The sequence below is a fragment of the Microbacterium sp. AISO3 genome, assembly GCF_002204305.1.
GTDB classification, from domain to species: domain Bacteria; phylum Actinomycetota; class Actinomycetes; order Actinomycetales; family Microbacteriaceae; genus Microbacterium; species Microbacterium arborescens.
The window spans coordinates 96,672-117,045 of the sequence record NZ_NHRF01000001.1 but is presented as its reverse complement, the minus strand read 5'-3'; the positions used below and the strand labels follow the sequence as shown (position 1 = coordinate 117,045).

23 protein-coding genes are annotated in these 20,374 nt (G+C 69.8%); 10 read left to right on the top strand and 13 right to left on the bottom strand.

Going from position 1 to position 20,374, the window contains the following annotated elements:
- Positions 1–109: 109 nt before the first annotated feature.
- From CBF90_RS00530 to CBF90_RS00510, 5 genes are all read right to left on the bottom strand, one after another.
- Entirely contained in the window at positions 110–679 is a 570-nt protein-coding gene (locus tag CBF90_RS00530) for an ECF transporter S component (protein ID WP_088379644.1), read from the bottom strand.
- Positions 676–1,587 (bottom strand): siderophore-interacting protein, encoded by a 912-nt coding sequence (locus CBF90_RS00525; protein WP_242435543.1) that lies wholly within the window; start codon positions 1,585–1,587, stop codon positions 676–678. The genes CBF90_RS00530 and CBF90_RS00525 overlap by 4 nt, the downstream gene beginning before the upstream one ends.
- Before the next feature lie 109 nt (positions 1,588–1,696).
- Positions 1,697–2,515 (bottom strand): energy-coupling factor transporter transmembrane component T, encoded by an 819-nt coding sequence (locus CBF90_RS00520; RefSeq protein WP_088379642.1) that lies wholly within the window; start codon positions 2,513–2,515, stop codon positions 1,697–1,699.
- On the bottom strand, positions 2,512–4,329 hold the full coding sequence (locus CBF90_RS00515; RefSeq protein WP_088379641.1) for an ABC transporter ATP-binding protein: 1,818 nt from the start codon (positions 4,327–4,329) through the stop codon (positions 2,512–2,514). The genes CBF90_RS00520 and CBF90_RS00515 overlap by 4 nt, the downstream gene beginning before the upstream one ends.
- A gap of 73 nt (positions 4,330–4,402) precedes the next feature.
- Complete coding sequence (locus CBF90_RS00510; RefSeq protein ID WP_071918705.1) at positions 4,403–4,945, bottom strand: ECF transporter S component; 543 nt, start codon at positions 4,943–4,945, stop codon at positions 4,403–4,405.
- 190 nt (positions 4,946–5,135) lie between these two features.
- On the opposite strand from CBF90_RS00510, the gene CBF90_RS00505 reads away from it, so the two are divergent.
- Positions 5,136–8,747 carry a S8 family serine peptidase gene (locus CBF90_RS00505; protein ID WP_088379640.1) on the top strand — a complete coding sequence of 1,204 codons (3,612 nt, stop codon included), beginning with the start codon at positions 5,136–5,138 and terminating at the stop codon, positions 8,745–8,747.
- Between the two features lie 73 nt (positions 8,748–8,820).
- Here CBF90_RS00505 and CBF90_RS00500 read toward each other — a convergent pair whose 3' ends face one another.
- Positions 8,821–9,468, bottom strand: coding sequence for an FMN-dependent NADH-azoreductase (locus CBF90_RS00500; RefSeq protein ID WP_023953047.1), 648 nt, complete (start codon positions 9,466–9,468; stop codon positions 8,821–8,823).
- 72 nt (positions 9,469–9,540) lie between these two features.
- Here CBF90_RS00500 and CBF90_RS00495 point away from each other — a divergent pair, with 72 nt between their 5' ends.
- Positions 9,541–9,870, top strand: a complete 330-nt coding sequence (locus tag CBF90_RS00495) for a helix-turn-helix domain-containing protein (RefSeq protein WP_088379639.1) — start codon at positions 9,541–9,543, stop codon at positions 9,868–9,870.
- 33 nt (positions 9,871–9,903) lie between these two features.
- Complete coding sequence (locus tag CBF90_RS00490; RefSeq protein ID WP_088379638.1) at positions 9,904–10,437, top strand: GNAT family N-acetyltransferase; 534 nt, start codon at positions 9,904–9,906, stop codon at positions 10,435–10,437.
- A gap of 10 nt (positions 10,438–10,447) precedes the next feature.
- On the opposite strand, the gene CBF90_RS00485 is transcribed toward CBF90_RS00490, so the two are convergent.
- From CBF90_RS00485 to CBF90_RS00475, 3 genes are read right to left on the bottom strand one after another with little or no spacing between them, the layout of a single operon-like run.
- Entirely contained in the window at positions 10,448–10,852 is a 405-nt protein-coding gene (locus CBF90_RS00485) for a hypothetical protein (RefSeq protein ID WP_088379637.1), read from the bottom strand.
- A gap of 25 nt (positions 10,853–10,877) precedes the next feature.
- On the bottom strand, positions 10,878–11,312 hold the full coding sequence (locus CBF90_RS00480; RefSeq protein WP_036304710.1) for a GNAT family N-acetyltransferase: 435 nt from the start codon (positions 11,310–11,312) through the stop codon (positions 10,878–10,880).
- A gap of 32 nt (positions 11,313–11,344) precedes the next feature.
- Positions 11,345–11,773 carry a hypothetical protein gene (locus tag CBF90_RS00475; RefSeq protein WP_023953042.1) on the bottom strand — a complete coding sequence of 143 codons (429 nt, stop codon included), beginning with the start codon at positions 11,771–11,773 and terminating at the stop codon, positions 11,345–11,347.
- Between the two features lie 162 nt (positions 11,774–11,935).
- On the opposite strand from CBF90_RS00475, the gene CBF90_RS00470 reads away from it, so the two are divergent.
- Positions 11,936–12,283 carry a hypothetical protein gene (locus tag CBF90_RS00470; RefSeq protein WP_088379636.1) on the top strand — a complete coding sequence of 116 codons (348 nt, stop codon included), beginning with the start codon at positions 11,936–11,938 and terminating at the stop codon, positions 12,281–12,283.
- Here CBF90_RS00470 and CBF90_RS00465 read toward each other — a convergent pair.
- Positions 12,256–12,624 (bottom strand): nuclear transport factor 2 family protein, encoded by a 369-nt coding sequence (locus tag CBF90_RS00465; RefSeq protein ID WP_088379635.1) that lies wholly within the window; start codon positions 12,622–12,624, stop codon positions 12,256–12,258. The genes CBF90_RS00470 and CBF90_RS00465 overlap by 28 nt on opposite strands.
- A gap of 104 nt (positions 12,625–12,728) precedes the next feature.
- Here CBF90_RS00465 and CBF90_RS00460 point away from each other — a divergent pair, with 104 nt between their 5' ends.
- Complete coding sequence (locus CBF90_RS00460; protein WP_088379634.1) at positions 12,729–13,691, top strand: NAD-dependent epimerase/dehydratase family protein; 963 nt, start codon at positions 12,729–12,731, stop codon at positions 13,689–13,691.
- Between the two features lie 30 nt (positions 13,692–13,721).
- On the opposite strand, the gene CBF90_RS00455 is transcribed toward CBF90_RS00460, so the two are convergent.
- Positions 13,722–14,441 (bottom strand): O-methyltransferase, encoded by a 720-nt coding sequence (locus CBF90_RS00455; RefSeq protein WP_023953036.1) that lies wholly within the window; start codon positions 14,439–14,441, stop codon positions 13,722–13,724.
- 170 nt (positions 14,442–14,611) lie between these two features.
- Between CBF90_RS00455 and CBF90_RS00450 the strand changes: the two genes are divergently transcribed.
- From CBF90_RS00450 to CBF90_RS00440, 3 genes are read left to right on the top strand one after another with little or no spacing between them, the layout of a single operon-like run.
- Positions 14,612–15,235: a GNAT family N-acetyltransferase gene (locus CBF90_RS00450; protein WP_137749794.1), complete on the top strand. Its 624-nt coding sequence runs from the start codon at positions 14,612–14,614 to the stop codon at positions 15,233–15,235.
- Between the two features lie 57 nt (positions 15,236–15,292).
- The gene (locus tag CBF90_RS18145) at positions 15,293–15,853 is read left to right on the top strand and encodes a hypothetical protein (protein WP_141097105.1); all 561 of its coding nucleotides are present in this window, start codon (positions 15,293–15,295) and stop codon (positions 15,851–15,853) included.
- Entirely contained in the window at positions 15,850–16,368 is a 519-nt protein-coding gene (locus CBF90_RS00440) for an RNA polymerase sigma factor (RefSeq protein WP_023953031.1), read from the top strand. The genes CBF90_RS18145 and CBF90_RS00440 overlap by 4 nt, the downstream gene beginning before the upstream one ends.
- A gap of 60 nt (positions 16,369–16,428) precedes the next feature.
- Here CBF90_RS00440 and CBF90_RS00435 read toward each other — a convergent pair whose 3' ends face one another.
- Positions 16,429–17,433, bottom strand: coding sequence for a pirin family protein (locus CBF90_RS00435; RefSeq protein ID WP_242435542.1), 1,005 nt, complete (start codon positions 17,431–17,433; stop codon positions 16,429–16,431).
- Entirely contained in the window at positions 17,430–17,771 is a 342-nt protein-coding gene (locus CBF90_RS00430; protein WP_023953027.1) for a GNAT family N-acetyltransferase, read from the bottom strand. Before CBF90_RS00430 ends, CBF90_RS00435 begins: the two co-directional genes overlap by 4 nt.
- A gap of 128 nt (positions 17,772–17,899) precedes the next feature.
- Between CBF90_RS00430 and CBF90_RS00425 the strand changes: the two genes are divergently transcribed.
- Positions 17,900–20,155 (top strand): carbon starvation CstA family protein, encoded by a 2,256-nt coding sequence (locus tag CBF90_RS00425; protein WP_088379631.1) that lies wholly within the window; start codon positions 17,900–17,902, stop codon positions 20,153–20,155.
- Between the two features lie 3 nt (positions 20,156–20,158).
- Positions 20,159–20,365, top strand: a complete 207-nt coding sequence (locus CBF90_RS00420; protein ID WP_023953025.1) for a YbdD/YjiX family protein — start codon at positions 20,159–20,161, stop codon at positions 20,363–20,365.
- The last annotated feature ends 9 nt before the right edge of the window (positions 20,366–20,374 follow it).

Below are 20,374 nucleotides of genomic sequence, written 5' to 3'. Positions count from 1 at the left end.
CTCGCCGTGCCGTCGACTCGCCAGGTTCTGCGGATGCTGCACCCCCCGCATCCGCATTTTTCGGCGAGTCGACGGAGGAGGGAAGGGGAAGAGGAAGAGGAAGAGGGGGTCAGGCGGCCGTCCGGCGGCGGGCGAGGGTCGCGACGCCGGCGGCCCGCAGGCGGTCGCCGATCAGCATGCCGAGCCACGTGGCCACGAGGCAGCTCCCGATGCACAGGGCGATGAACCCGACGAGCACGGGCGTGGCCATGCTCCACAGGTCGAACGACTGCGCCGCGAAGACCGGGTAGGTCGCACCGATGATCGCGGCACCCGCGTAGTGCAGCCACGTGTTCCAGCGCCGGTAGAGCGTCGCGAGGAACGGCAGCTCGGGGAAGAACGACCAGTACAACATCGTCGCGACCGATCCGATCGTGAAGAACGGCGCGAGCACGAGCCCCGAGATCAGCCCCACGAGCAGCCCTGCTCCCGGGCGTTGCAGCAGCCTGAGAGCGATGACGGCGGGGAGAACCCACAGCCCGGCGATCGCCACCGTCGCGAACGGCACGGTGAGGAACAGGGTCGTCGATGCGACCCACGCAGGCGCGAGCAACGCGCTCGCCGCGACGCCGATCGCTGCGCAGGTCAGCAGGTACGCCGTCGAGACGCGTGCGGCGCGAGATCGGGCCGAGGTGCTCATGCCGTTGCCTCCGATTCCGCCGACGTCGGAGCCGCGTCGGAGGGCGCGTGCTGTTCCCTCGCCTGCGACCTCGGAGCCGGCGATCCCGCGCCCTCGCGCCAGTAGCCGACGAAACTGATCTGCTCCTTCGGGATGCCGTGGTCGGCGATGAGCATCCGTCGAGCGGTGGTCGGCAGCGACTGCTCACCGACGACGAAGGCATGGAGCGGCTGCGCAGGCACGGCGCCCGGCGCCAACGCGCTCAGCGCTGCAAGGGCGGCTGACCCCGGCTTCGCGTCGGGCGCCCGGACGAGCCACCGGACATCGACCTCCGGAGGCGCTTCGATCTCGAGCACGTCGTCGCTCGACGGGGCCTCGATGAGCGCCATCCCGGATGCCGTTCCCGGCAACGATGCGCAGATGGAGGCCACGGCCGGTGCACCCGTCTCGTCTGCGACGAGCAGCACCCGGTCGACACCTCGCTCGGGGTTGAAGCGCAGTCCCTCGTCGATGATGACGACGCTCTCTCCCGCGTGGGCCTGCGAGGCCCAGCGCGAGGCGGGGCCGGCGGTCGGTCCCGAGCCGTGCAGCACGAAGTCGACGTCGATCTCGGCGCCGCCCGACGGTCCCGACGGCCGGTACGCACGCACCGAGTAGTTGCGCATGACCGGCCGCTCGCCCTCGGGGATACGGAGGTACTTGAGGTACCCGAACAGCTTGTTGGCCTTCGCGGGGATGCGATCGAGGGCCTCATCGCCGCCGAGCGGCAGGAAGAGGCGGAACCACTGGTCGTAGCCGAGCGGCACGAACCGGTCGATGTCGCCGCGGCCGAACGTCACCCGCATCCAGTGCGGAGCGAGCCGCTCGGCGCGCAGCACCTCCAGACGCACCAGGCCGGGCGTCGTGGGCTTGACGAGATTGCGGGTCATGCGCAGCATCCTTTCCGGGCTCGCCACAACCCGTCGACTCGCCAGCAAATGCGGATGCGGGTGCCCCCGCATCCGCGATACGTGGCGACTCGATGGGGTGTGGCCGGCATCAGGGGGTCCAGGGGAAAAGGGGAATGAGGATCGCGGCCGAGGCCATCCAGAAGACCACGATGAAGACGACGTCACGCCGCCGGAACGGTACGAGGTGGCGCTCGGTGCGATCGCGGTGTGCGCCGAAGGCGCGCGAGTCCATCGCGAGTGCGACGCGTTCGGCGTGGCGGATGGCTCCTGCGAGCAGGGGGACGACGTAACCGCCCCACCGTGCGATCGCCGCGAACGGCCCCCGCCCGCCGTGGGCACCGCGCACCCGGTGCGCCTGCCTGATGAGGTCGAGCTCGTAGCCGAAGCGCGGCACGAACCGGAACGCCGCGAGCGCCGTGTAGCCGACGCGGTAGGGCACCCGCAGCTGCTGGACGGTCGCCCGCACGAGGTCCGGCCCCGTCGTGGTGAGTCCGGCGATGAACGCCAGCGCGGCGATCGCTCCGAGCCGCAACCCGGTCGCCATCCCGATCTGCAGCGCCCCGGCTTGCAGGCTCCACGCGCCGAGCTGGAGCAGCACGGGGGTGTCGGCCACCCGCGCAGCGTCGACCCACAGCGACATCCCCGCGCCCACGAGCAGGATGCCGACCGGCACGGCGACCGCGAGCAGCAGAACGGTGCGGAGCGTCCAGCGCGCGCCGAAGATCAGCACCGCGTAAGCGAGCGCGAGGATCGCGAGCGGCGTGACGAGATCGCGCGTGAAGATCAGCGCGACCATCGCGGGGACGGGCGCCGCGAGCTTGGCCAGCGGGTTGAGCCGGAACAGCAGCCGACGCGATGCCGGCGCGGCCGCGTAGGGATCGATCGCGGTGGTCGCCGTCGCGCTCATCGCCGGCCTCGCGGGTCTCGAGGGCCTCGCGGCAGATCGCGGAGACGCGCGACGCCCGCCAGCTCCGGGAACACGTCAAGTCCGTGCAGGGCGCGCCGCAGCGGCGGCATCCGAAGCGCCGCGGAACGCAGGAGCTCGTCGTCGCCGAGGATGTCTGCGGTCGGACCGTCGGCGACGATGCGGCCGTCTCCGACGACGACGCAGCGCTCGGCGTACTCGCTCACCAGCTGCATGTCGTGCGTGACGACGAGAATCGTCGTGCCATCGCGGTTGAGGTCGCGCAGCAGGTGCAGCAGCTCATCGGCGCGCGCGCGGTCCTGGCCGAACGTCGGCTCGTCGAGCGCCAGCACGGGAGCGCCGGCGATGAGCGCTGTGCCGACCGAGAGCCGACGCTTCTGACCGCCGGACAGCAGGAACGGATGCCGGCCGGCGTGCGCCTCGAGGCCGAAGCGGCGCAGCATCCGATCGACGCGCTCGCGGATCTCCTCGGCGGGCACCCGCTGGCGCCGCAGGCCGTGGGCGAGCTCGTCGAACACGGTGTGCGCGACGAACTGGTGCTCGGGGTTCTGGAAGACGAACCCGATGCGCTCCGCCACCGCGCGCGGGTCCGCCCGGCTCGGGTCGATACCGCCGACGTCGATGCGCCCGCGCGGTCCCCGGACGACGCCCGCGATCGCCTGGACGAGGCTCGTCTTCCCCGCCCCGTTCGCGCCGACGATCGCGACGAACTCGCCGGTCGCGACCTCGAGGTCCACGTCGTGCAGCACCGTCGTCCGGCCTCGACGCAGCGTCAGACCGCGCACCGAGACGGCGGGTGCGGTCGCGAGCCTCGGAGAGTCGCGCGAAACTCGGAGCGGACCGGGGGATGTCTCCGACGACGGTGCAATCGTCCGATTCTCGCGCCCGGATGCCGCGGCCTCGAGCCCCGCGCACAGCTCTTCGGGCGTCAGGGGGAGCGGGTCGAGCGGGTAGCCGGCCTCGCGGAGGTGCAGGGCCGCGAGGGTCGAGATCGGCAGCCACACGCCGATCTCGTGCAGCTCGGCCGCCCGTTCGCGTAGCACCGCGTCGATCGGGCCGTCGGCGATCGTACGGCCGCCGTGATCGAGGACGACGACGCGGTCGGTGAAGCCGATCGCCGCGTCGAGATTGTGCTCGACGAGCAGGATCGCCCGGTCGCCGGCGGCGGCGATCTCGCCCAGAGCGGCGTAGACGTCTTCGATGCCCTCGGGGTCGAGGTTCGCGGTGGGCTCGTCGAGCACGAGCAGGGGGGAGTCCATCGCCAGCGCGCACGCGATCGCAAGGCGCTGGCGTCCCCCGCCGGAGAGGCGGTCGGGGTTCTCGTGCCGCCGCTCCCAGAGACCCATCCGGCGCAGCGCCCGCTCGCTGCGATCGAGGACGTCGTCGACGGGAAGCCGCAGGTTCTCGGGGCCGAAGGCGACCTCGTCGAGCAGGGTGCCGGTGACGAGCTGCGCGTCGGGGTCCTGGAACACCATGCCGACACGGGTGCTCAGGCGCGGAATCGGGGTGGTCGCGGCATCCTCGCCCGACACGAGCACCCTGCCCTCGGTCGTCGCCGGGATCGATTGGGGGATGAGCCCGTTGAGCGTCAGCGCGACCGTCGACTTGCCCGAACCGCTGGGCCCCAGCAGCAGCACGACCTCGCCGGGAGTGACGGTGAACGACGCGCCGCGCGTCGCCACGGCATCCGATCCCTCGTAGGTCACGGCGAGATTGCGCACGGCGAGCAGCGGCGCGGATGCGGTCGCAGCGACCGGCGTCCCCGCCGTGGCGGCACCGGATGCGGCGGATGTCACGGGCGTCCTCGGATCGGATCGGTTGCGCTTAGCTTAGCCGACCCTAACTTGGGCTCGAAAGGCCGGCAGGGGCTCAGCGCCGGGCGACGCCGGCGCGGCGGAGGCCGACGCCGATCCACAGGCCGATCGCCGTCCAGACGACGGGGCCGAGCACGGCCAGGATCAGGTAGGTGACCTGAGCCCACAGCGGGAGGGCGCTGAGATGAGCGGCGAAGAACACCGCGAGGGCGACGACGACGCCGATGACGAGACCCGAGACGAAGAACCGCCAGGGCGCCCACGAGCGATAGCGGACGAGAGCGGCGACGCCCTCCTGCAGGCCGCCGAAAAGTACGGCGGTCCCCAGGAACTGGAACGTGTAGGGCGGCGCGACGGCCGACGATGCGAGCGCCGCGATCAGGTGCGTGATGAGCGCGACCCAGGGCAGCCGCAGGGTCTCCTGCGCGACGATTCCGGGCAGCACGTGGATGCCGAGGAGGAAGCCGTAGACGATCGGCAGACCCGTGATGACGGGGACGGCGAGCCATCCCTCGATGCCGCCGAGCAGACCTGTGGCGACGCCGATGGCAGCGCAGACGAGCAGAACGCGCGTCGAAAGGCGGGATGCCGGGGCCACCCGCCCAGCCTATGGGACGCGCGCAGGGCGGTTCCCTCGTGGGCCGTGAGAAATCCTCGGTCGGGGTGGCGCTTCCGTGACCTGAATGAAAGCCGAGGGTTCCTTGTGTCGGAACTGTGAGCTAGGTTGACTTCACCGCGCGCCGCCGACGCCGCGCGGACTGCTCATCCATCCCCCCACTGGAGCGCACATGGTTCGCACCACCCTGCGAACAGTCGCGGCTGTATCCCTGGCTGCACTGTTCACGAGCTCTGCCGCAACGGCATCCTTCGCTGCAACGGGAGAGGGGGTGAACATCCCGGTTCCGATCGAGAGCGAGAGCGGGCGCTACATCGTCCTGCTCGATGAGGCCCCTGTCGCGACCTACGAGGGCGGCGAGGCCGGCCTCGCGCCGACCAAGCCTGACGAGGGCGAGCGTCTCGACGCCCAGTCCCGCGCCGTGACCGACTACTCGGGCTTCCTCGAGCAGCGTCAAGAAGAGGTCGCGAGCGAAGTCGGCGCGACTCCCGACGCGACCTACCAGACCACCCTCAACGGGTTCGCGGCTCAGTTGACGGCCGACCAGGCGGGCAAGCTGGCTGCCAAGAAGGGCGTGCTCGGCGTCTTCCCCGACGAGATCCGCCACGTCGACGCCGTGCCGTCGACCGAGTTCCTCGGGCTCGAAGGCACCGGCGGTGTCTGGGAGAAGGTCGGCGGCATCGATGCGGCGGGCGAAGGCGTCGTCGTCGGCGTCGTCGACACGGGCATCGCGCCCGAGAACCCCGCGTTCGCCGGCGACGCGCTCGGCACCTCGCCGGGCGATCAGCCCTACCGCGACGGTGACGAGGTCGTGTTCACGAAGGCCGACGGCGGCGAGTTCCGCAGCACGATCGTCGATCAGGATGCCGGCACGAAGGATGCCTGGGACCCGTCGCTGCTGAACACCAAGCTCATCGCTGCGCACTACTTCGGCGACGGCGCCGCAGCCAACGGGTTCTCGTTCGCCGACGACCACCTGTCGCCGCGCGACGGCGACGGGCACGGATCGCACACGGCGAGCACCGCCGCGGGCAACAACGGCGTCGAGGCCACCGTCGAGGGAATCGACTTCGGCTCGATCTCCGGCGTCGCACCGGCTGCCAAGGTCGCGTCGTACAAGGCCTGCTACGTCGGTCCCGACCCGCTCGTGACGACCGACGACATCTGCGCCTTGAGCGACCTGCTGGCCGCGATCGACCAGGCCGTCGCCGACGGCGTCGACGTGATCAACTACTCGATCGGCGGCGGCTCGGCCACGACCGTGCTCGCGCCGGAAGACATCTCGTTCTTCAACGCGGCAGCGGCCGGTGTCTTCGTCGCGACGAGCGCCGGCAACTCCGGACCCGACCCGGTCACGGCCGACCACGCGTCGCCGTGGTACGCCACGGTCGCGGCATCCACGATTCCGACCTGGGAGGGCACCGTCCGCCTCGGCGAGGAGGGCGACACGTCCGCCGCGCAGTTCCCCGGCGCGTCGGTGTCGGTCGGATTCGGCGACACGATCTCGGGCCCGTCCGTGTTCGCCGGCGATGCCGGCCTGGCCGGCGCCACGACGCCCGAGCTCTGCCTGCTCGGCTCGCTCGACCCGGCGAAGGTCACCGGCAAGATCGTCGTCTGCGACCGCGGATCGAACGCTCGTGTCGAGAAGTCGCAGGCGGTCGAAGAGGCCGGCGGAATCGGCATGATCCTGACCAACGTCACGCCCGCCTCGCTCGACAACGACTTCCACTCGGTTCCCACCGTGCACGTCGCCGACACCGCCCGCCCGGCTGTGCTCGAGTACGTCCAGGGAGGCACCGACCGCGTCGTCACCCTGATCGGCGAGAACGTCACCGGCACCGAGACCCCGGTTCCCCAGGTGGCGGGCTTCTCGAGCCGCGGACCGATGCTCGCCGACGGCAGCGACGTCATCAAGCCCGACATCACCGCTCCTGGCGTCGCGATCCTCGCGGCCACCGAGAACGGCATCGGCGAGGACCCGACCTTCGGCATCCTCTCCGGCACCTCGATGTCGTCGCCGCACGTCGCCGGACTCGCCGCGCTCTACTTCGGCGAGCACCCGCAGGCGACGCCCGCCGAGGTGAAGTCGGCGATGATGACGACCGCCTACGACACCGTGGACGCAGCCGGCGACGCCGTCACCGACCCGTTCACGCAGGGTGCTGGTCAGACCGACCCGACGAAGTACTTCGAGCCGGGCCTGCTCTACCTGAACGGTCCGGCCGACTGGGCCGCCTACCTGCAGGGCCTGGGGCTGCGAGACTTCGGTGTCGACCCGATCGACCCGAGCGACCTCAACCTGCCCTCCATCGGCGTCGGCGCGCTCGGCGCGCCGCAGACGGTGACCCGTACGATCACGGCCACCGAGGCCGGGACGTACGAGGCGCAGGCATCCGTTCCCGGCATCGACGTGCAGGTCTCGCCGTCGTCGGTGACCCTCGGCGCCGGCGAGTCGGCCACGGTCGAGATCACGCTGTCGCGCGTCGATGCTGCGATGGGCGAGTGGGCCACCGGCTTCCTCACCTGGACGGGCGGGGCGAACGACGTGCGCTCGCCGATCGCGGTGTTCCCGGTGCCGGTCGACGCTCCCGAGTCCGTGTCGGGCGCCGGCACGACCGGCTCGGTCGACGTCACGGTCGCGCCGTCGCTGACGGGTGAGATCGACCTCGGCCTGTCGGGTCTCGTGCCGCAGGAGCTGCGCGTGAACCCGGACTTCCCCGAGGTGCCCGGCCACTCCGGTGACCAGGACTCGTTCTACGACGAGGGCGAGGCCGGCTTCAACACCTACGAGATCGTCGACGTCCCCGAGGGCACCGAGTTCGCGCGCTTCGCCGTCGAGACCGAGGCGACGGAGACGACCGACCTCGACATGACGGTGTACCGCGTGGTCAGTCCCGACGACCTGCGCTACTACGAGCAGTGGTCGTCGGCGACGGCATCGGCCAACGAGGCCGTCTCGCTCACGGCCCCCACCGCGGGCACCTACCTGGTCAAGGTCAACCGGTACTCGTTCAGCGAGCCCTTCACCTACGACCTCACCACTGCGGTCGTGGCGGCGGGAGCGACGGGCGGCGAGTTCACCGCGACCCCCGACCCGCTGCCGACGGTGCAGGGCGAGAAGGCGACCTACACCCTGTCGTGGGCGGGCCTCGAGCCCGAGACGTCGTACCTCGGCGTCGTTCGCTACGGCGACTCCTCGATCCGGACGATCGTCGAGGTCGAGTCGGGCCAGGGTGCGCCGGTCGCGGTCGTCGCTCCCGAGGTGTCGGGGTCGGCGAAGGTCGGCGGCACGCTGAAGGCGACCGCTGGCGAGTGGGACCCCGCAGAGGTCAGCGTCGCGTACCAATGGCTTCGCGGCGGCGAGCCCATCGAGGGTGCCACCTCGGCGTCGTACAAGGTGACGCGCGCCGATGTCGGCACGGCGCTGTCGGTGCGGGTCACCGCGACGGCGGAGGGCAACCCCCAGACCGGAACCGCGGTGTCGAACGAGGTATTCGTCAAATTCGCCTCGGCGACGACCGTGTCTCTCAACCGTTACGTCGGAACGGCCTCGCAGCCCTACGTCGTCTCGGTGAAGGTCACTCCGACCGGTGGCGCCCCCGCGACGGGCACCGTCGACATCTGGGTGAACTCGACCCGGTACAGCGCGGATGTCGTCGACGGCACGGCGCGGGTCGAACTGCCCCGGCAGTCGCGCGGGCTGAAGGTCGTCGTCGCCACCTACAACGGCAGCGACACGGTCGAGGGATCGCTGGGGCTCAGCGGATTCCTCGTGCTGTGGTGATGACCGGCTGACGCACTTCTGTGCGGATGCGCGGGGCGCTCGGACTTCGGTCCGGGCGCCCCGTCGTCGTGTTTCAGGCGGTGCGGGATGCAGCGAGCGCACGCCCGGCGCTGACGGCATCCCGTTCGGCGTTGGCGCGCAGCTCGGCCGCGGCTTCGGTGAAGGCGTCGAGCGCAGGGTTCACGCCGACGAGCGTGAAGGGACGGTGGACGACCGTGAGGTCGAGGCCCCACACGTCTGCGAACACGCGCCGGAGCCACCCGGTGGAGTGGTCCCAGCCCTCCTTCGGGCTGCCGGGCTCGTAGTTGCCGCCCAGCACGGTGACGAGCGTCGCCGGCTTGCCGCGCAGAGCGGTTCCCTGCGGGTCGATGCGCGGGTCGGTGTAGGCCAGGTCGAACCACGTCTTCACGTGCTGCGAGACGCCGTAGTTGTACAGCGGCACGGTGAACAGCAGGGCGTCGGCACCGATCAGCTCGTCGGCCAGCTGCTCGCGCAGGGCGATCGCGTCGCGCTGGCCATCGGTCTGCTGCTCGGCGGGCGTGAATCCGGCCGTCACGGCATCCCGCCATGCGGTCGCGGGGACCGGGTCGGCGGCGATGTCGCGGCGCATGACATCGCTCGAGGGGTGGGCGGCGAGCCATTCGGCCTCGACGAGGTCGCCCAGCTCGCGGCTGGCAGAGGTGGCGGGCAGGATGCTGGCATCCAGGCGGAAGAGGGTCATGCGCTTCTCCGATCAGAGGGGCTATGAAAAACAAAGCGACTTCGGGAACGCTAGCACACGTACGATGGAGGCATGACCGATGCCCACGACGCGCGACAGTGCGACGCCGCGGTGTCGCATGCGTTCTCGGTGCTCGGCAAGCGGTGGAACGGCATGATCGTCGACGTGCTCGGGCAGGGCGAGCTCTCGTTCGTCGGCCTGCGTCGCGCCGTCGCCGGTATCAGCGACGCGGTGCTCTCCGACCGGCTCACCGAGCTCTCGGATGTCGGACTCGTCGTCCGGCGGGTCGAGCCGGGACCGCCCGTCGCGGTCACCTACGCGCTGACCGAGGCCGGCTCGCGCCTGGTGCCGATCCTCAGCCAGCTGGGCGAATGGGCCGACGGCAACCTCACGCGGCGCTGAGCGCGTACCGGAGACAGCCCGAGAATAGAGACCGTGATCAACGGCTTGAACCTCCCGGCAACCGTCCGCGCCCGCTCGGCGGATGTCGTCATCCGTCGCGCGACGTCGGATGATCTCGATGCGATCGTGCTACTGCTGTCGGACGACCCGATCAGCGCGGGGCGTGGCGACCTTGCCCGCGACGAGGACCGCGGCGCGTACGCAGACGCGCTCGAACGGATCGTCGCGAACCCCGCCAACGAGCTGCTGGTCGCGGTCGACGAGACGGGGCAGGTCGTGGCGACCCTGCAGCTGACCCTCATCCCCGGGATGGCGCGGCGGGGGAGCACCCGTCTCCTCGTCGAGGCCGTACGCGTCGCGAGCACCGAACGCTCATCCGGCATCGGCACGGCGCTCATGCGGTGGGTGATGGATGCCGCGGCGGTCGAGCTCGGCGCCTCTCTCGTGCAGCTCACATCGGATGCCGCGCGCGTCGACGCGCACCGCTTCTACCGCAGGCTCGGGTTCGCCGACTCGCACGTCGGGTTCAAGTACGCCGTGCCCTCGGCGACGGCCAGCGCCCGATGACGGAGATTCGTCACGAGCTCTGTCTGGTGAACGGCCAACTCTGCGCGTGCGTGAAGGGGAGAGCGACCACCTGCACGGGGTCCTCGTAGAGGATCGTTCCCGGATGAGTCGTCCGGACCTCGTGCCAGGGAACGTCGTAGCGGTCGAGCAGGTCGAGGTATCCCGCCGCCAGCGCGAGAATGTCGTGCGCTTCAGTTTTGAACCACGAGCGCCCGCCGGGAGGCGCATACGGGCCATAGGCCTCAGCCGGTGCGTCGTAGAGGCTGTTGGCGCGATCGTTCGCCGCCCGCCACCAGACTTCGTCCTCGGGTTGGAGCATGCCGTCGTGCGCCAGGCCGTTCGCTAGGGCGAAGACGCCGGGGAAGCGTCCGTTCCGGTTGGGAACCGCGCTCTGGAATCGGACGAATCGCTGCACACGGCGACGATATCGGCGTTCGGGATCAGGCCTCTGCCCGCAGGGTCAGCCACACGTCGACGTCGTCCTCGCTGTCGAGGGTGAAGCCGTGCCGCTCGTACAAGCGCCGCGCGGCGCTGCCCTGCAGGACGTTCAGGCGCGTCGGTCCGTCGTGCGGCTGGGAGATCACCGACCGTAGAACGGTGCTGCCGATGCCTCGCCCCTGCACGGAGACGGGTAGGTAGAAGTGCTCGATCCAGCGGGTGGCGCCGTCTGGGCGGGTCGTGATGCAGCCGGCATCCGTTCCCTCGACGACGATGATGCGGGTCCACTCGGGTCGGAAGCCCGCGCGCATCCGCTCGCGCACGCGGTGCTCGTCGAAGCGGCCGAGGCGCTCGAGGTCGACGCGCAGCACGTCGGCGCGCAGGTCGACGAGCCACTCGATGTCGGCTCGGACCGCGGGGCGCAGAGTGACGTCCATCCCACCGAGTCTAAAGACCGGCCGGATCCGGATCACTGGGCCTCCTGCGCTGGCGTCCATGCGTAGAACGTCCCGTCGCTCTCCGCCACTGCCCACTCGCCGCAGACGGCGACACGGTCGATCGCGTAGACATCGGGAGCCGAGGCGATCTCCATGGTCGGCGCCGAGACCCGCTCGACGTCCTCGCACGCTGCAAGTCCGTCCTCGCTCGAGAACAGGAGTGACTCGGCCTCGGCCCGGGTCGACACGACCCGCGTGATCTCACGCGCGTCGGGCGGCAGCCACGCGGGTGCTTCGCCGCGCGCCTGCGCGAACTCCTGGGCCGTCGCGTAAGAGCTCTCCGCTCGACCGTAGGCGACCGAGTCGATGGCGGCGCAGCCCGACAACGTCAGCAGGATGGCTGCCATGCCGAGGGCGGCGGCGCCGGGTGGGATGTCGCGGGGGAGGCGGGGCTTCGTCATGCCATCGACGCTACGAAGACCCGCTGTCTGCGTCGTCGCTCGCGTGGATGAGCGACATCAGCCTCGCGGATGATGTCGCAGCCGTCCCCGCCGATGTCGACAGATGCCAACCGTTCAGTTGGATTCTGCTAGCGTTAGTCCAACCGAACGTTTGGAGTTTTCATGCGACCGCTTCCGCGCCCCCTTCAGGCACTCGTGACGTGGGCGGTGATCCTGCCGCTCTCACTCGGAGTATCGGCTCTCACCGCTCCGATGACCGCTGGCTGGCCCGATGTCGCGAGGACAGCTCTGGTGATCACGGTCGTCGTGCCGCTCGCCGTGTTCTGGGCAGTGCCTCTGCTCGCTCGTGCTGTGCAGCGGATGCGGGGCACGCCGGCTGCGGTCATCGCGGCGTCGTGCCCCGCCCCGGGCCTTGCCGGCAAGCCGTCGACCACGTCGGCCTGCGCGACGAATCCGGGCGAGGCCTCCGGTCGCGGCGGCGGTCATTTCCACTCGCCTTCCCAGGTGTAGAGATCGTCGGTGACGGCGTACTCGCGAAGCTGCGCGATCTTGCCGTCGCGCTCGGTTGCGATGGTCGCCCCCAGGAGCCTCCGGTCCTCACCGTTCTGGTGGTACTCGAAACGCCACTCGGCCACGAGGAGATCTCCGGCCCGGGCTTCGTTCGTGATCGTCCAGTCGAGAACGCGCGACCCCTCCTCGTTCCACTTCTCGCACCACTCCCGCACGCGCTCCCGGCCGTAGTACACAGGCCCGAAGCTCTCGGTGATCACGACATCCTCCGTGACGGTCTCGACGATCCGCTCGGTGTCGTTCGTCTTCCACGCTGCGATGTAGTCGGTGAGAGCGCTCATCGCACCATTCAACAACCGCGCTTCGCCCGGGCGCACCCGGCGCAGTTTGCGCCTATAGCGAAGGTGACTCCTCTGCGTCGGTCGGTGCCTGTTGACTGGCGGGCATGAGACGGATCCTCGTGCTGGGCGGAACCGGATGGCTGGGGCGCGAGGTTGCGCGACGGGCGCACGAGAGCGGAGCCGAGGTGGTCTGCCTGGCGCGCGGCGAGTCGGGACCGGCGCCGGATGGTGTGCGACTCGTGCGCGCCGACCGATCGCTCGCCGGGGCTTACGAGGGTCTCGGGGGTGAATGGGATGACGTTGTCGAGCTCGCCTCCGAGCCGCAGCTCGTCGAGTCCGCTCTGAAGGCGCTCGCGGCCCGAGCGGCGCACTGGACTCTCGTCTCGAGCGTGTCGGTATACGCGGACAACAGCACGCCCGGCGCCGACGAAACGGCGCAGCTGGTCGACCCACAGAACCTCGCCGAGTATCCCGACGCGAAAGTGGCCGCCGAACGGGCCTCCGCGGCAGAGCTCGGTGACCGCCTGCTCATCGCCCGACCCGGTTTGATCGCGGGTCCGGGTGATCCGAGCGACCGCCTCGGCTACTGGCCGGCGCGGCTGCACCGCGGTGGCAACGTGCTCGCTCCGACGATGAGTCAGCGATTCGTCCAGTTCATCGACGTCGAGGACCTCGCGGACTGGATCGTCAGCGCGGGCGCGGCCGGGATCGCCGGCGTCGTCAATGCCGTCGGTGAGGTTCACACCATGGAGGACTTCTTTCGTGCCGCACGGTCGGTCGCCGGGTTCGACGGCGAACTCATCACGGTTGACGACGAAGAGCTCCTCGCTCTCGACGTGCATTATTGGGCCGGCCCCCGGTCTCTCCCGTTATGGCTGCCGATCGAGGCCGCGGGCTTTGCCCAGCGAGCGGGAAGCGCCTTCGTTGCCACAGGAGGTCGGTCGCGACCGCTCGCTGACACCCTGACCCGTGTGCTCACGGACGAGATCTCGCGCGGGCTCGACCGGCCCCGGCGCTCCGGGCTGACAAGGGACGAGGAGCAGGAGGTCCTCGCCGCGGTCCGCTAGTCGCCCAGCTCCGCGGCTGCGGGACAGGGATCAGGTCCGACGGGCGATGATCAGCCCGTCCCAGCCTTTCACGCCGACGGTTTGCAGCGCCGTGGCTGTCAGATCGTCTCGTGCGGCGATGGCGTCGACGACGTCTCGCACACCGATCACGCGGGGATCGTCCGAGCCCGCGTCAGCGACGGCACCGTCGCGCACGACGTTGTCGATGATGATGACCGCGCCGGGACCCGTGAGCTCGAGAGCAGCCTGCAAGTACAGAGGGTTGCTGGGCTTATCCGCATCGATGAACACCAGGTCGAATGGTTCGGTGCCTTCACTGATGAGTCGTTCGGCGGAATCCGCGGCCGAGCCCTCGACGAGCTCGATCCGGTCGGCGAGGCCCGCTCGCTCGAAGTTCTCTCGTGCAACCTCCGCGTTGGCCGGCTCGAGCTCGAAGGTGACGACCTTCCCTTCCGGGCCGACAGCACGGGCGAACCAGATCGTCGAGTAGCCAGCGAGGGTGCCGAATTCGAGGACTCGTCGAGCGCCGGAGAGCTGGGTGATGAGCCCGAGGAGCGCGCCCTGGTTGGCGGCGACCTCGGCGTTCGGCATCGTCGTGCGTTCGCCGGACTCGCGCGCGGATGCCAGTGCGTCGTCCTCGCGGACGAGCGCGTCGGTGAAGTAATCGTCTACGGCCCGCCAGGCCGGGGCGGACGCATAGCGGTTGGCGGGCGCTGTGGAATCGACATCGGTGCTCGGCGGGTGCGTCATGCTCTTCATCCTCCCACCGAGGCTGGTCGGTCCTCGCCTCCGTCCGTCGGTCGCCCGAGGAATGAGCCCGGGCTGGAGCATCGACATCGGTAGCCTGCGACGAGAGGCGGATTCGTGTCAGTGTCTCGAGGGTGAGCGGCCGGCGGGTACGGCGGCCAGTGAGGACGATCATGACGAGTGCCTGGGTAGACCGATGGGTCACGGGGTGGTGCAATTCGCGGCAGATGCAACGATGCCGCGATGGCGACAGCTGGCTCGTGGAGGTCGGGGCAGACGGCCGTTCCCAGGAACGCGTCGCGTCGACGGCGTCGCTGACAGAAATCGACCGCCTGGTCGCCGTGACGAGCGAGCCCGATGTGAGGTTGACTCTCATCGGCGAACTCGACGCGTCGATGCATGACGCTGTCGCTGTTCTCGATCCCGCGAACACGAGCGAATGCATGATGAGCGCGCGTATCCAGCCGGGCATCGTGCCGACCGAGGTCGAAATCGAGCAGGACGGGCCGGTGGCTTACGCCCGGATCCATATGGACGGCGAGCTGGCCGCTCACGGGCAGGTCGCCGTGGCTGCCAGCGACGCGGTGTTCGATCGCATCAGGACGATGTCGGCATTCCAACGCCGAGGGCTCGGGCGCCTGATCATGACCGGCCTCGCCGCCTGGGCGGCCGAGCAGCGGGCGACGACGGGAATCCTCGTGGCGAGCGCCGACGGACGCAAGCTTTACGAGAGCCTCGGATGGTCTCAGGTCGCGCCTATCGCGATGTTCCGCGGACGGGGTGATGAGCGAGGCTGACCACGCGGCTCCTTCACGACCTCTCGCTGTCGTGCAACGTTCGGCCGAGGTCCGGCCATGTACGTGGTGAGCACCGAGGAGGACTCCATGGACACATCGATTGATGACCTGTTGCGGGCAAGTGCCCCGCGCCGCGTATCAACGGACGGAATGGTCGCAGCTGAAGTAGATCGCGTCGGGATCGCAGCGCGCGTTCATGCGGCGCGCCGGCGGCGTGTCCGCCGGCTGTCGTGGGTCGCTTTGCCGGTGCTCGCCTTGCCGGGAATCGCACTCGCGTCCACAGCCGGCACCGATCCGCGAATGATTCCCGACTTCGAGATTCCCGTCTCGTACGTCACCGACACCGGTCGTGAGATCTCTTGCTCGATCGAGCTCTTCAACGGCGAACTCGACTACGTCGAAACGAACACCGAGGCCGTCGAGTACATCGCGGCTCAGAACTGGGATGGTGTCGGACAGAAGATCTACGAGAGGGCTTTGGAGCGCGAGGCCGCTGGTCTTTTCTCGCCGTGGTTCGGAGCGGCGGGCGATGTGATCTTCGCCGGGGTTGACGACTACATCCTTCCGGGCGACGGCGGGCTCGGCCGAGACACCGACTGCACGGGACAGCTGCATTGACGGGCGCATCTGAGCCCGCGCCGACGAACGACCAGCGCGTCGCCCAGCTCGTGAAGGATCACGCCGGTGCGCTCCTGGACTACTTCGTCCGGCGTGTGCCCGATCGCGAAGATGCCGCAGACCTCTTGGGAGAAACCCTCGTCGTCGTGTGGCGTAAGGCGCGGTCGGTCCCCTCCGAGGCCGTCGAAGCCCGGATGTGGATGTTCGGTATCGCTCGCCGCGTTCTTTCTCAAGGCCGGCGGTCGCATGCACGTCGGCATGCGCTCGCGAACAAGCTCGCACGACACCTCGCGGAGTTGCCCCGGACCGAGGAGCAGGATCATGCCGCCGATGTGCGCGCTGCGATCACCCAGCTCCAGGTGATCGATCAGGAGATCATCCGCCTCGTCTACTGGGATGGCTTCACGCTGGTGGAGGCCGCGCGGCACCTGGGAATGAATGCCGCCACGGTTCGCAGTCGACACGCGAGAGCGAGGTCGCTGCTGCAGACGCTCCTTCACACCGAACGCGTCTGACGGGCCACGTCGGGTCGGGGGCGTGGCTCGAACCGGGCCACGCCTCCATCAGCGGATGGGTCAGAGCCGGCGGCGGGGCGTCAGCCGCACGTGCGGGAGCGGCGGCGCGGGGATGCGCTCGTCGCCGTGGCCCGTGACGTGGCCGAATCGATCGGATGCCGCTTCCCACTCCTCGCGCGCGACCTCGATCTCGTCGTGGCTGCGGCCGACGAAGTTCCACCACATGACGATCTCGTCGCCGAAGGGCTCGCCGCCCAGGAGGAAGACCGTCGCATCCTCGTCGCCGGCGGTCAGGCGGGTGCCGCGACGACCGTCACCGAGGTAGAGCAGGGCGCCGGGTGCGACGGCACCCTGCGTCTCGGCGTCCGCGCCTGCCTCGGCCGCCTCATCCGTCCCCTCCACACGAACCGATCCGAAGACCGGCACGACGGCGTACTCCCACGCGGTCTCGAGGGGCAGGTCGACGATCGCCCCGGCGGGCAGTCGGAGCTCCGCGCCGACGATCGGCGTATGCATCGTCGCGGGCGAGACGGCGCCGGCGAGCTCACCCACGACGACGGTCGCCGTGGCCCCGCCGCCGAGGTCGAGCTCGGGCAGGTCGTCGTGACGCTCGAAGTCGGGAGCGCCGTGGCGGCGCTCCTCGGGGAGGGCCACCCACAGCTGCAGCGCGTCGAGCGGGATCGGCTCGTCGCCGACCGAGTACTCGGAGTGGGCGATGCCGGCACCGCTGGTCATGATGTTCAGCGCGCCGCGCTCGATGACGACGTCGCTGCCGAGGGTGTCGCGGTGGTGCACCTCACCGGCGAGCGGCCAGGTGACGGTCTGCAGTCCGATGTGCGGATGCGGCTCGACGCGCATGCGCGTGCGCTGCGGGCCGAACCGGTCGAGAAAGCACCAGGCGCCGACGAGCGGCAGATCGCGCTGCGGCAGGAAGCGGTGCACCGACATCGCGCGCACGCCTCCGAGCGGAACCTCGCGCGCCTCAAGCAGCGCGCGCCGGGGACCCGGCGATCCCGCCCCCGGGTCTTCGTCGACGGGCGCCGTCTCGGCGTCGAAGCGGGTCACGCCGACGGTTCCGCCGGGGCAGCGGCGTCGACGGCATCCTCGTCGCGCCACGCGATCTTCAGGCCGGGAACCTCGTTCTCACGAAGGAACTTCACGATGAACGGGCACTCGGGAACGACGGTCTCGCCACGTCGCGCGACGTCGGCGAGCGCATCGGCGGCCAGCGCCTTGCCGAGGCCGCGCCCGCCGAAGGCCTTGTCGACCTCGGTGTGATCGAACACCAGGCGTCCCTCGTCGTCGCGCCGGAAAGCGGCGAAACCGGCGGCCACGTCGCCGACGTGGAGGTCGTAGCGGTCCTGCTCGTCGTTGCGGATCACGGTGGGGGTCTCGTCGGTCATGGTGATCTCCTCTCGATCACCTCCACGGTAAGGCCGGTCGAGACCATTACGACCGAATACCGGGAATGCCTCGGAGCATCCGCCTAAGCTGGGAAAACGCAATGAAGCGCCTTCCCCCAGGAGAACCGATGCCTCGATCCTCGTCCGACATCGTCACCGATCCGAAACTGCCGCCGGTCGCCGTCTCCGACGAGCAGCACCGCGCCGCCGCGCGCTGGACGCCGTTGAAGGTCGTGATCTGGATCGCGATCGCCCTGCTCGGCGGACTCGCCTGGGTCATGCTCGCCGTCGTCCGCGGCGAGACGGTCAATGCGATCTGGTTCGTGTTCGCCGCCGTCTGCACCTACCTCATCGGGTACCGCTTCTACTCCAAGGTGATCGAGCGCTACCTGCTGCGCCCCGACGACCGGCGCGCGACCCCGGCCGAGGTCAAGCAGGACGGCAAGGACTACGTCCCCACCGACCGCCGTGTGCTCTACGGCCACCACTTCGCGGCCATCGCCGGGGCCGGTCCGCTCGTCGGCCCGGTGCTCGCGGCCCAGATGGGGTTCCTCCCCGGGACGATCTGGATCATCGTCGGCGTCGTCGTCGCGGGCGCCGTGCAGGACTACACCGTGCTCTTCTTCTCGATGCGCCGCGGTGGCCGGACGATCGGTCAGATGGCCCGGCAGGAGCTCGGGCGCATCGGCGGCACCGCCGCGATCGTGGCATCCCTGCTCATCATGCTGATCATCGTCGCGATCCTCGCGCTCGTCGTCGTGAACGCGCTCGGCGAGAGCCCGTGGGGCGTCTTCTCGGTGTCGATGACGATCCCGATCGCCCTCTTCATGGGCGTCTATCTGCGCTACCTCCGGCCCGGCAAGGTCACCGAGGTCTCGATCATCGGGTTCGTGCTGCTGATGGGCGCGATCATCGCCGGAGGCTGGGTCGCCGACACGGCCTGGGGTCAGGAGATCTTCCACCTCGACCGCACCGTCATCGCGTGGGGCATCATCATCTACGGCTTCGTCGCCGCGGTGCTGCCGGTGTGGCTGCTGCTCGCTCCCCGCGACTACCTGTCGACCTTCATGAAGATCGGCGTCATCGTCATGCTCGCCGGGGCGATCGTGCTCGTCCGACCCGAGATCTCGGTGCCCGCGGTCACGATCTTCGGCGAGAACGGACTCGGCCCGGTGTTCGCCGGCCCGCTCTTCCCGTTCCTGTTCGTCACGATCGCCTGCGGCGCGCTCTCGGGCTTCCACGCGCTCATCGCTTCGGGTACGACACCGAAGCTCGTCGAGAAGGAGCGCCAGACGCGCTTCATCGGATACGGCGGCATGCTCATGGAGTCGTTCGTCGCGATCATGGCGCTCGTTGCCGCGATCTCGATCGACCAGGGCATCTACTTCGCGATGAACGCGCCCTCGGCGGCGACCGGGGGCACCGTCGAGGGCGCGGTCGCCTTCGTCAACTCGCTCGGTCTCACCGGGGTCGAGATCACGCCCGATCTGCTGATCTCGACCGCGGCCGACGTCGGCGAGGAGTCGATCGTCTCGCGCACCGGCGGCGCGCCGACCCTCGCCCTCGGGCTCGCGCACATCATGCAGCAGGCCCTCGGCGGCCAGGCCATGATGTCGTTCTGGTACCACTTCGCGATCATGTTCGAGGCGCTGTTCATCCTCACCGCGGTGGATGCCGGAACCCGCGTCGCCCGCTTCATGCTGCAGGACTCCATCGGCGCCTGGATCCCGCGATTCCGCGACGTGTCGTGGCGTCCGGGCGTGTGGATCACGACGGCGATCATGGTCGCCGGGTGGGGCGCCATCCTGATCCTCGGCGTCACCGACCCGCTCGGCGGCATCAACACCTTCTTCCCGCTGTTCGGCATCGCCAACCAGCTGCTCGCTGCGATCGCGCTCGCCGTCGTGCTCGCGATCGTCGCGAAGCGCGGACGCTCGTACGTGAAGTGGATCTGGATCATCGCCGTACCGCTCGCCTTCACCGCGGTCGTGACGATCACCGCTTCGGCGTACAAGATCTTCTCGCCGGTGCCCGCGATCGGCTACTGGGCGAACCACTTCCGCTACCGCGACGCCCTCGCCTCGGGAGACGAGAGTCTGGGGCCGGTGGCGACGGTGGAGGCGGTCATCCGCAACACCGGTGTGCAGGGCACGCTGTCGATCATCTTCGTGGTCCTCGCGATCATCGTGATCGTCTCGGCCGTCGTCGTCGCCGTCCGGGCGATCGTGCGGGGTGGGGGAGACGAGACCGAGGACCCCGCCGTCCCGTCCCGCCGCTTCGCGCCCGCCGGCTTCATCCCCACCGGCCCCGAGCGCGAGCTCGAGAAGGAGTGGGAGCCGCTGCTCGCCGAGGAGCGGGCCGAGACCGCGCGCCGGGGGCACTGACCGATGGTGCAGAGCGCCGGTCGGGCCGTCCTCCGCGTCGCCCGCGCGGTGCACTGGTACGTCACCTCGCTCATGGGCGACAACGCCTACGCGACGTACCTGGCGCACCAGCGCCGGACGCACCCCGACACCCAACCCCTCACCGAGCGGCAGTTCTGGCGCCAGCGCATGGACGACCAGGACCGCAACCCCGGTGCGCGCTGCTGCTGACCGGGTGAC

What these genes read in the sequence shown, in the direction of transcription:
- CBF90_RS00505 (WP_088379640.1), top strand. Translation starts at nt 5,136, where the DNA reads ATGGTTCGCACCACCCTGCGAACAGTCGCGGCTGTATCCCTGGCTGCA.
- CBF90_RS00460 (WP_088379634.1), top strand. Translation starts at nt 12,729, where the DNA reads ATGAGACGGATCCTCGTGCTGGGCGGAACCGGATGGCTGGGGCGCGAG.
- CBF90_RS00470 (WP_088379636.1), top strand. Translation starts at nt 11,936, where the DNA reads ATGCGACCGCTTCCGCGCCCCCTTCAGGCACTCGTGACGTGGGCGGTG.
- CBF90_RS00520 (WP_088379642.1), bottom strand. Translation starts at nt 2,515, where the DNA reads ATGAGCGCGACGGCGACCACCGCGATCGATCCCTACGCGGCCGCGCCG.
- CBF90_RS00500 (WP_023953047.1), bottom strand. Translation starts at nt 9,468, where the DNA reads ATGACCCTCTTCCGCCTGGATGCCAGCATCCTGCCCGCCACCTCTGCC.
- CBF90_RS00525 (WP_242435543.1), bottom strand. Translation starts at nt 1,587, where the DNA reads ATGACCCGCAATCTCGTCAAGCCCACGACGCCCGGCCTGGTGCGTCTG.
- CBF90_RS00530 (WP_088379644.1), bottom strand. Translation starts at nt 679, where the DNA reads ATGAGCACCTCGGCCCGATCTCGCGCCGCACGCGTCTCGACGGCGTAC.
- CBF90_RS18145 (WP_141097105.1), top strand. Translation starts at nt 15,293, where the DNA reads ATGTACGTGGTGAGCACCGAGGAGGACTCCATGGACACATCGATTGAT.
- CBF90_RS00480 (WP_036304710.1), bottom strand. Translation starts at nt 11,312, where the DNA reads ATGGACGTCACTCTGCGCCCCGCGGTCCGAGCCGACATCGAGTGGCTC.
- CBF90_RS00430 (WP_023953027.1), bottom strand. Translation starts at nt 17,771, where the DNA reads ATGACCGACGAGACCCCCACCGTGATCCGCAACGACGAGCAGGACCGC.
- CBF90_RS00450 (WP_137749794.1), top strand. Translation starts at nt 14,612, where the DNA reads ATGACGAGTGCCTGGGTAGACCGATGGGTCACGGGGTGGTGCAATTCG.
- CBF90_RS00425 (WP_088379631.1), top strand. Translation starts at nt 17,900, where the DNA reads ATGCCTCGATCCTCGTCCGACATCGTCACCGATCCGAAACTGCCGCCG.
- CBF90_RS00495 (WP_088379639.1), top strand. Translation starts at nt 9,541, where the DNA reads ATGACCGATGCCCACGACGCGCGACAGTGCGACGCCGCGGTGTCGCAT.
- CBF90_RS00455 (WP_023953036.1), bottom strand. Translation starts at nt 14,441, where the DNA reads ATGACGCACCCGCCGAGCACCGATGTCGATTCCACAGCGCCCGCCAAC.
- CBF90_RS00475 (WP_023953042.1), bottom strand. Translation starts at nt 11,773, where the DNA reads ATGACGAAGCCCCGCCTCCCCCGCGACATCCCACCCGGCGCCGCCGCC.
- CBF90_RS00465 (WP_088379635.1), bottom strand. Translation starts at nt 12,624, where the DNA reads ATGAGCGCTCTCACCGACTACATCGCAGCGTGGAAGACGAACGACACC.
- CBF90_RS00420 (WP_023953025.1), top strand. Translation starts at nt 20,159, where the DNA reads ATGGTGCAGAGCGCCGGTCGGGCCGTCCTCCGCGTCGCCCGCGCGGTG.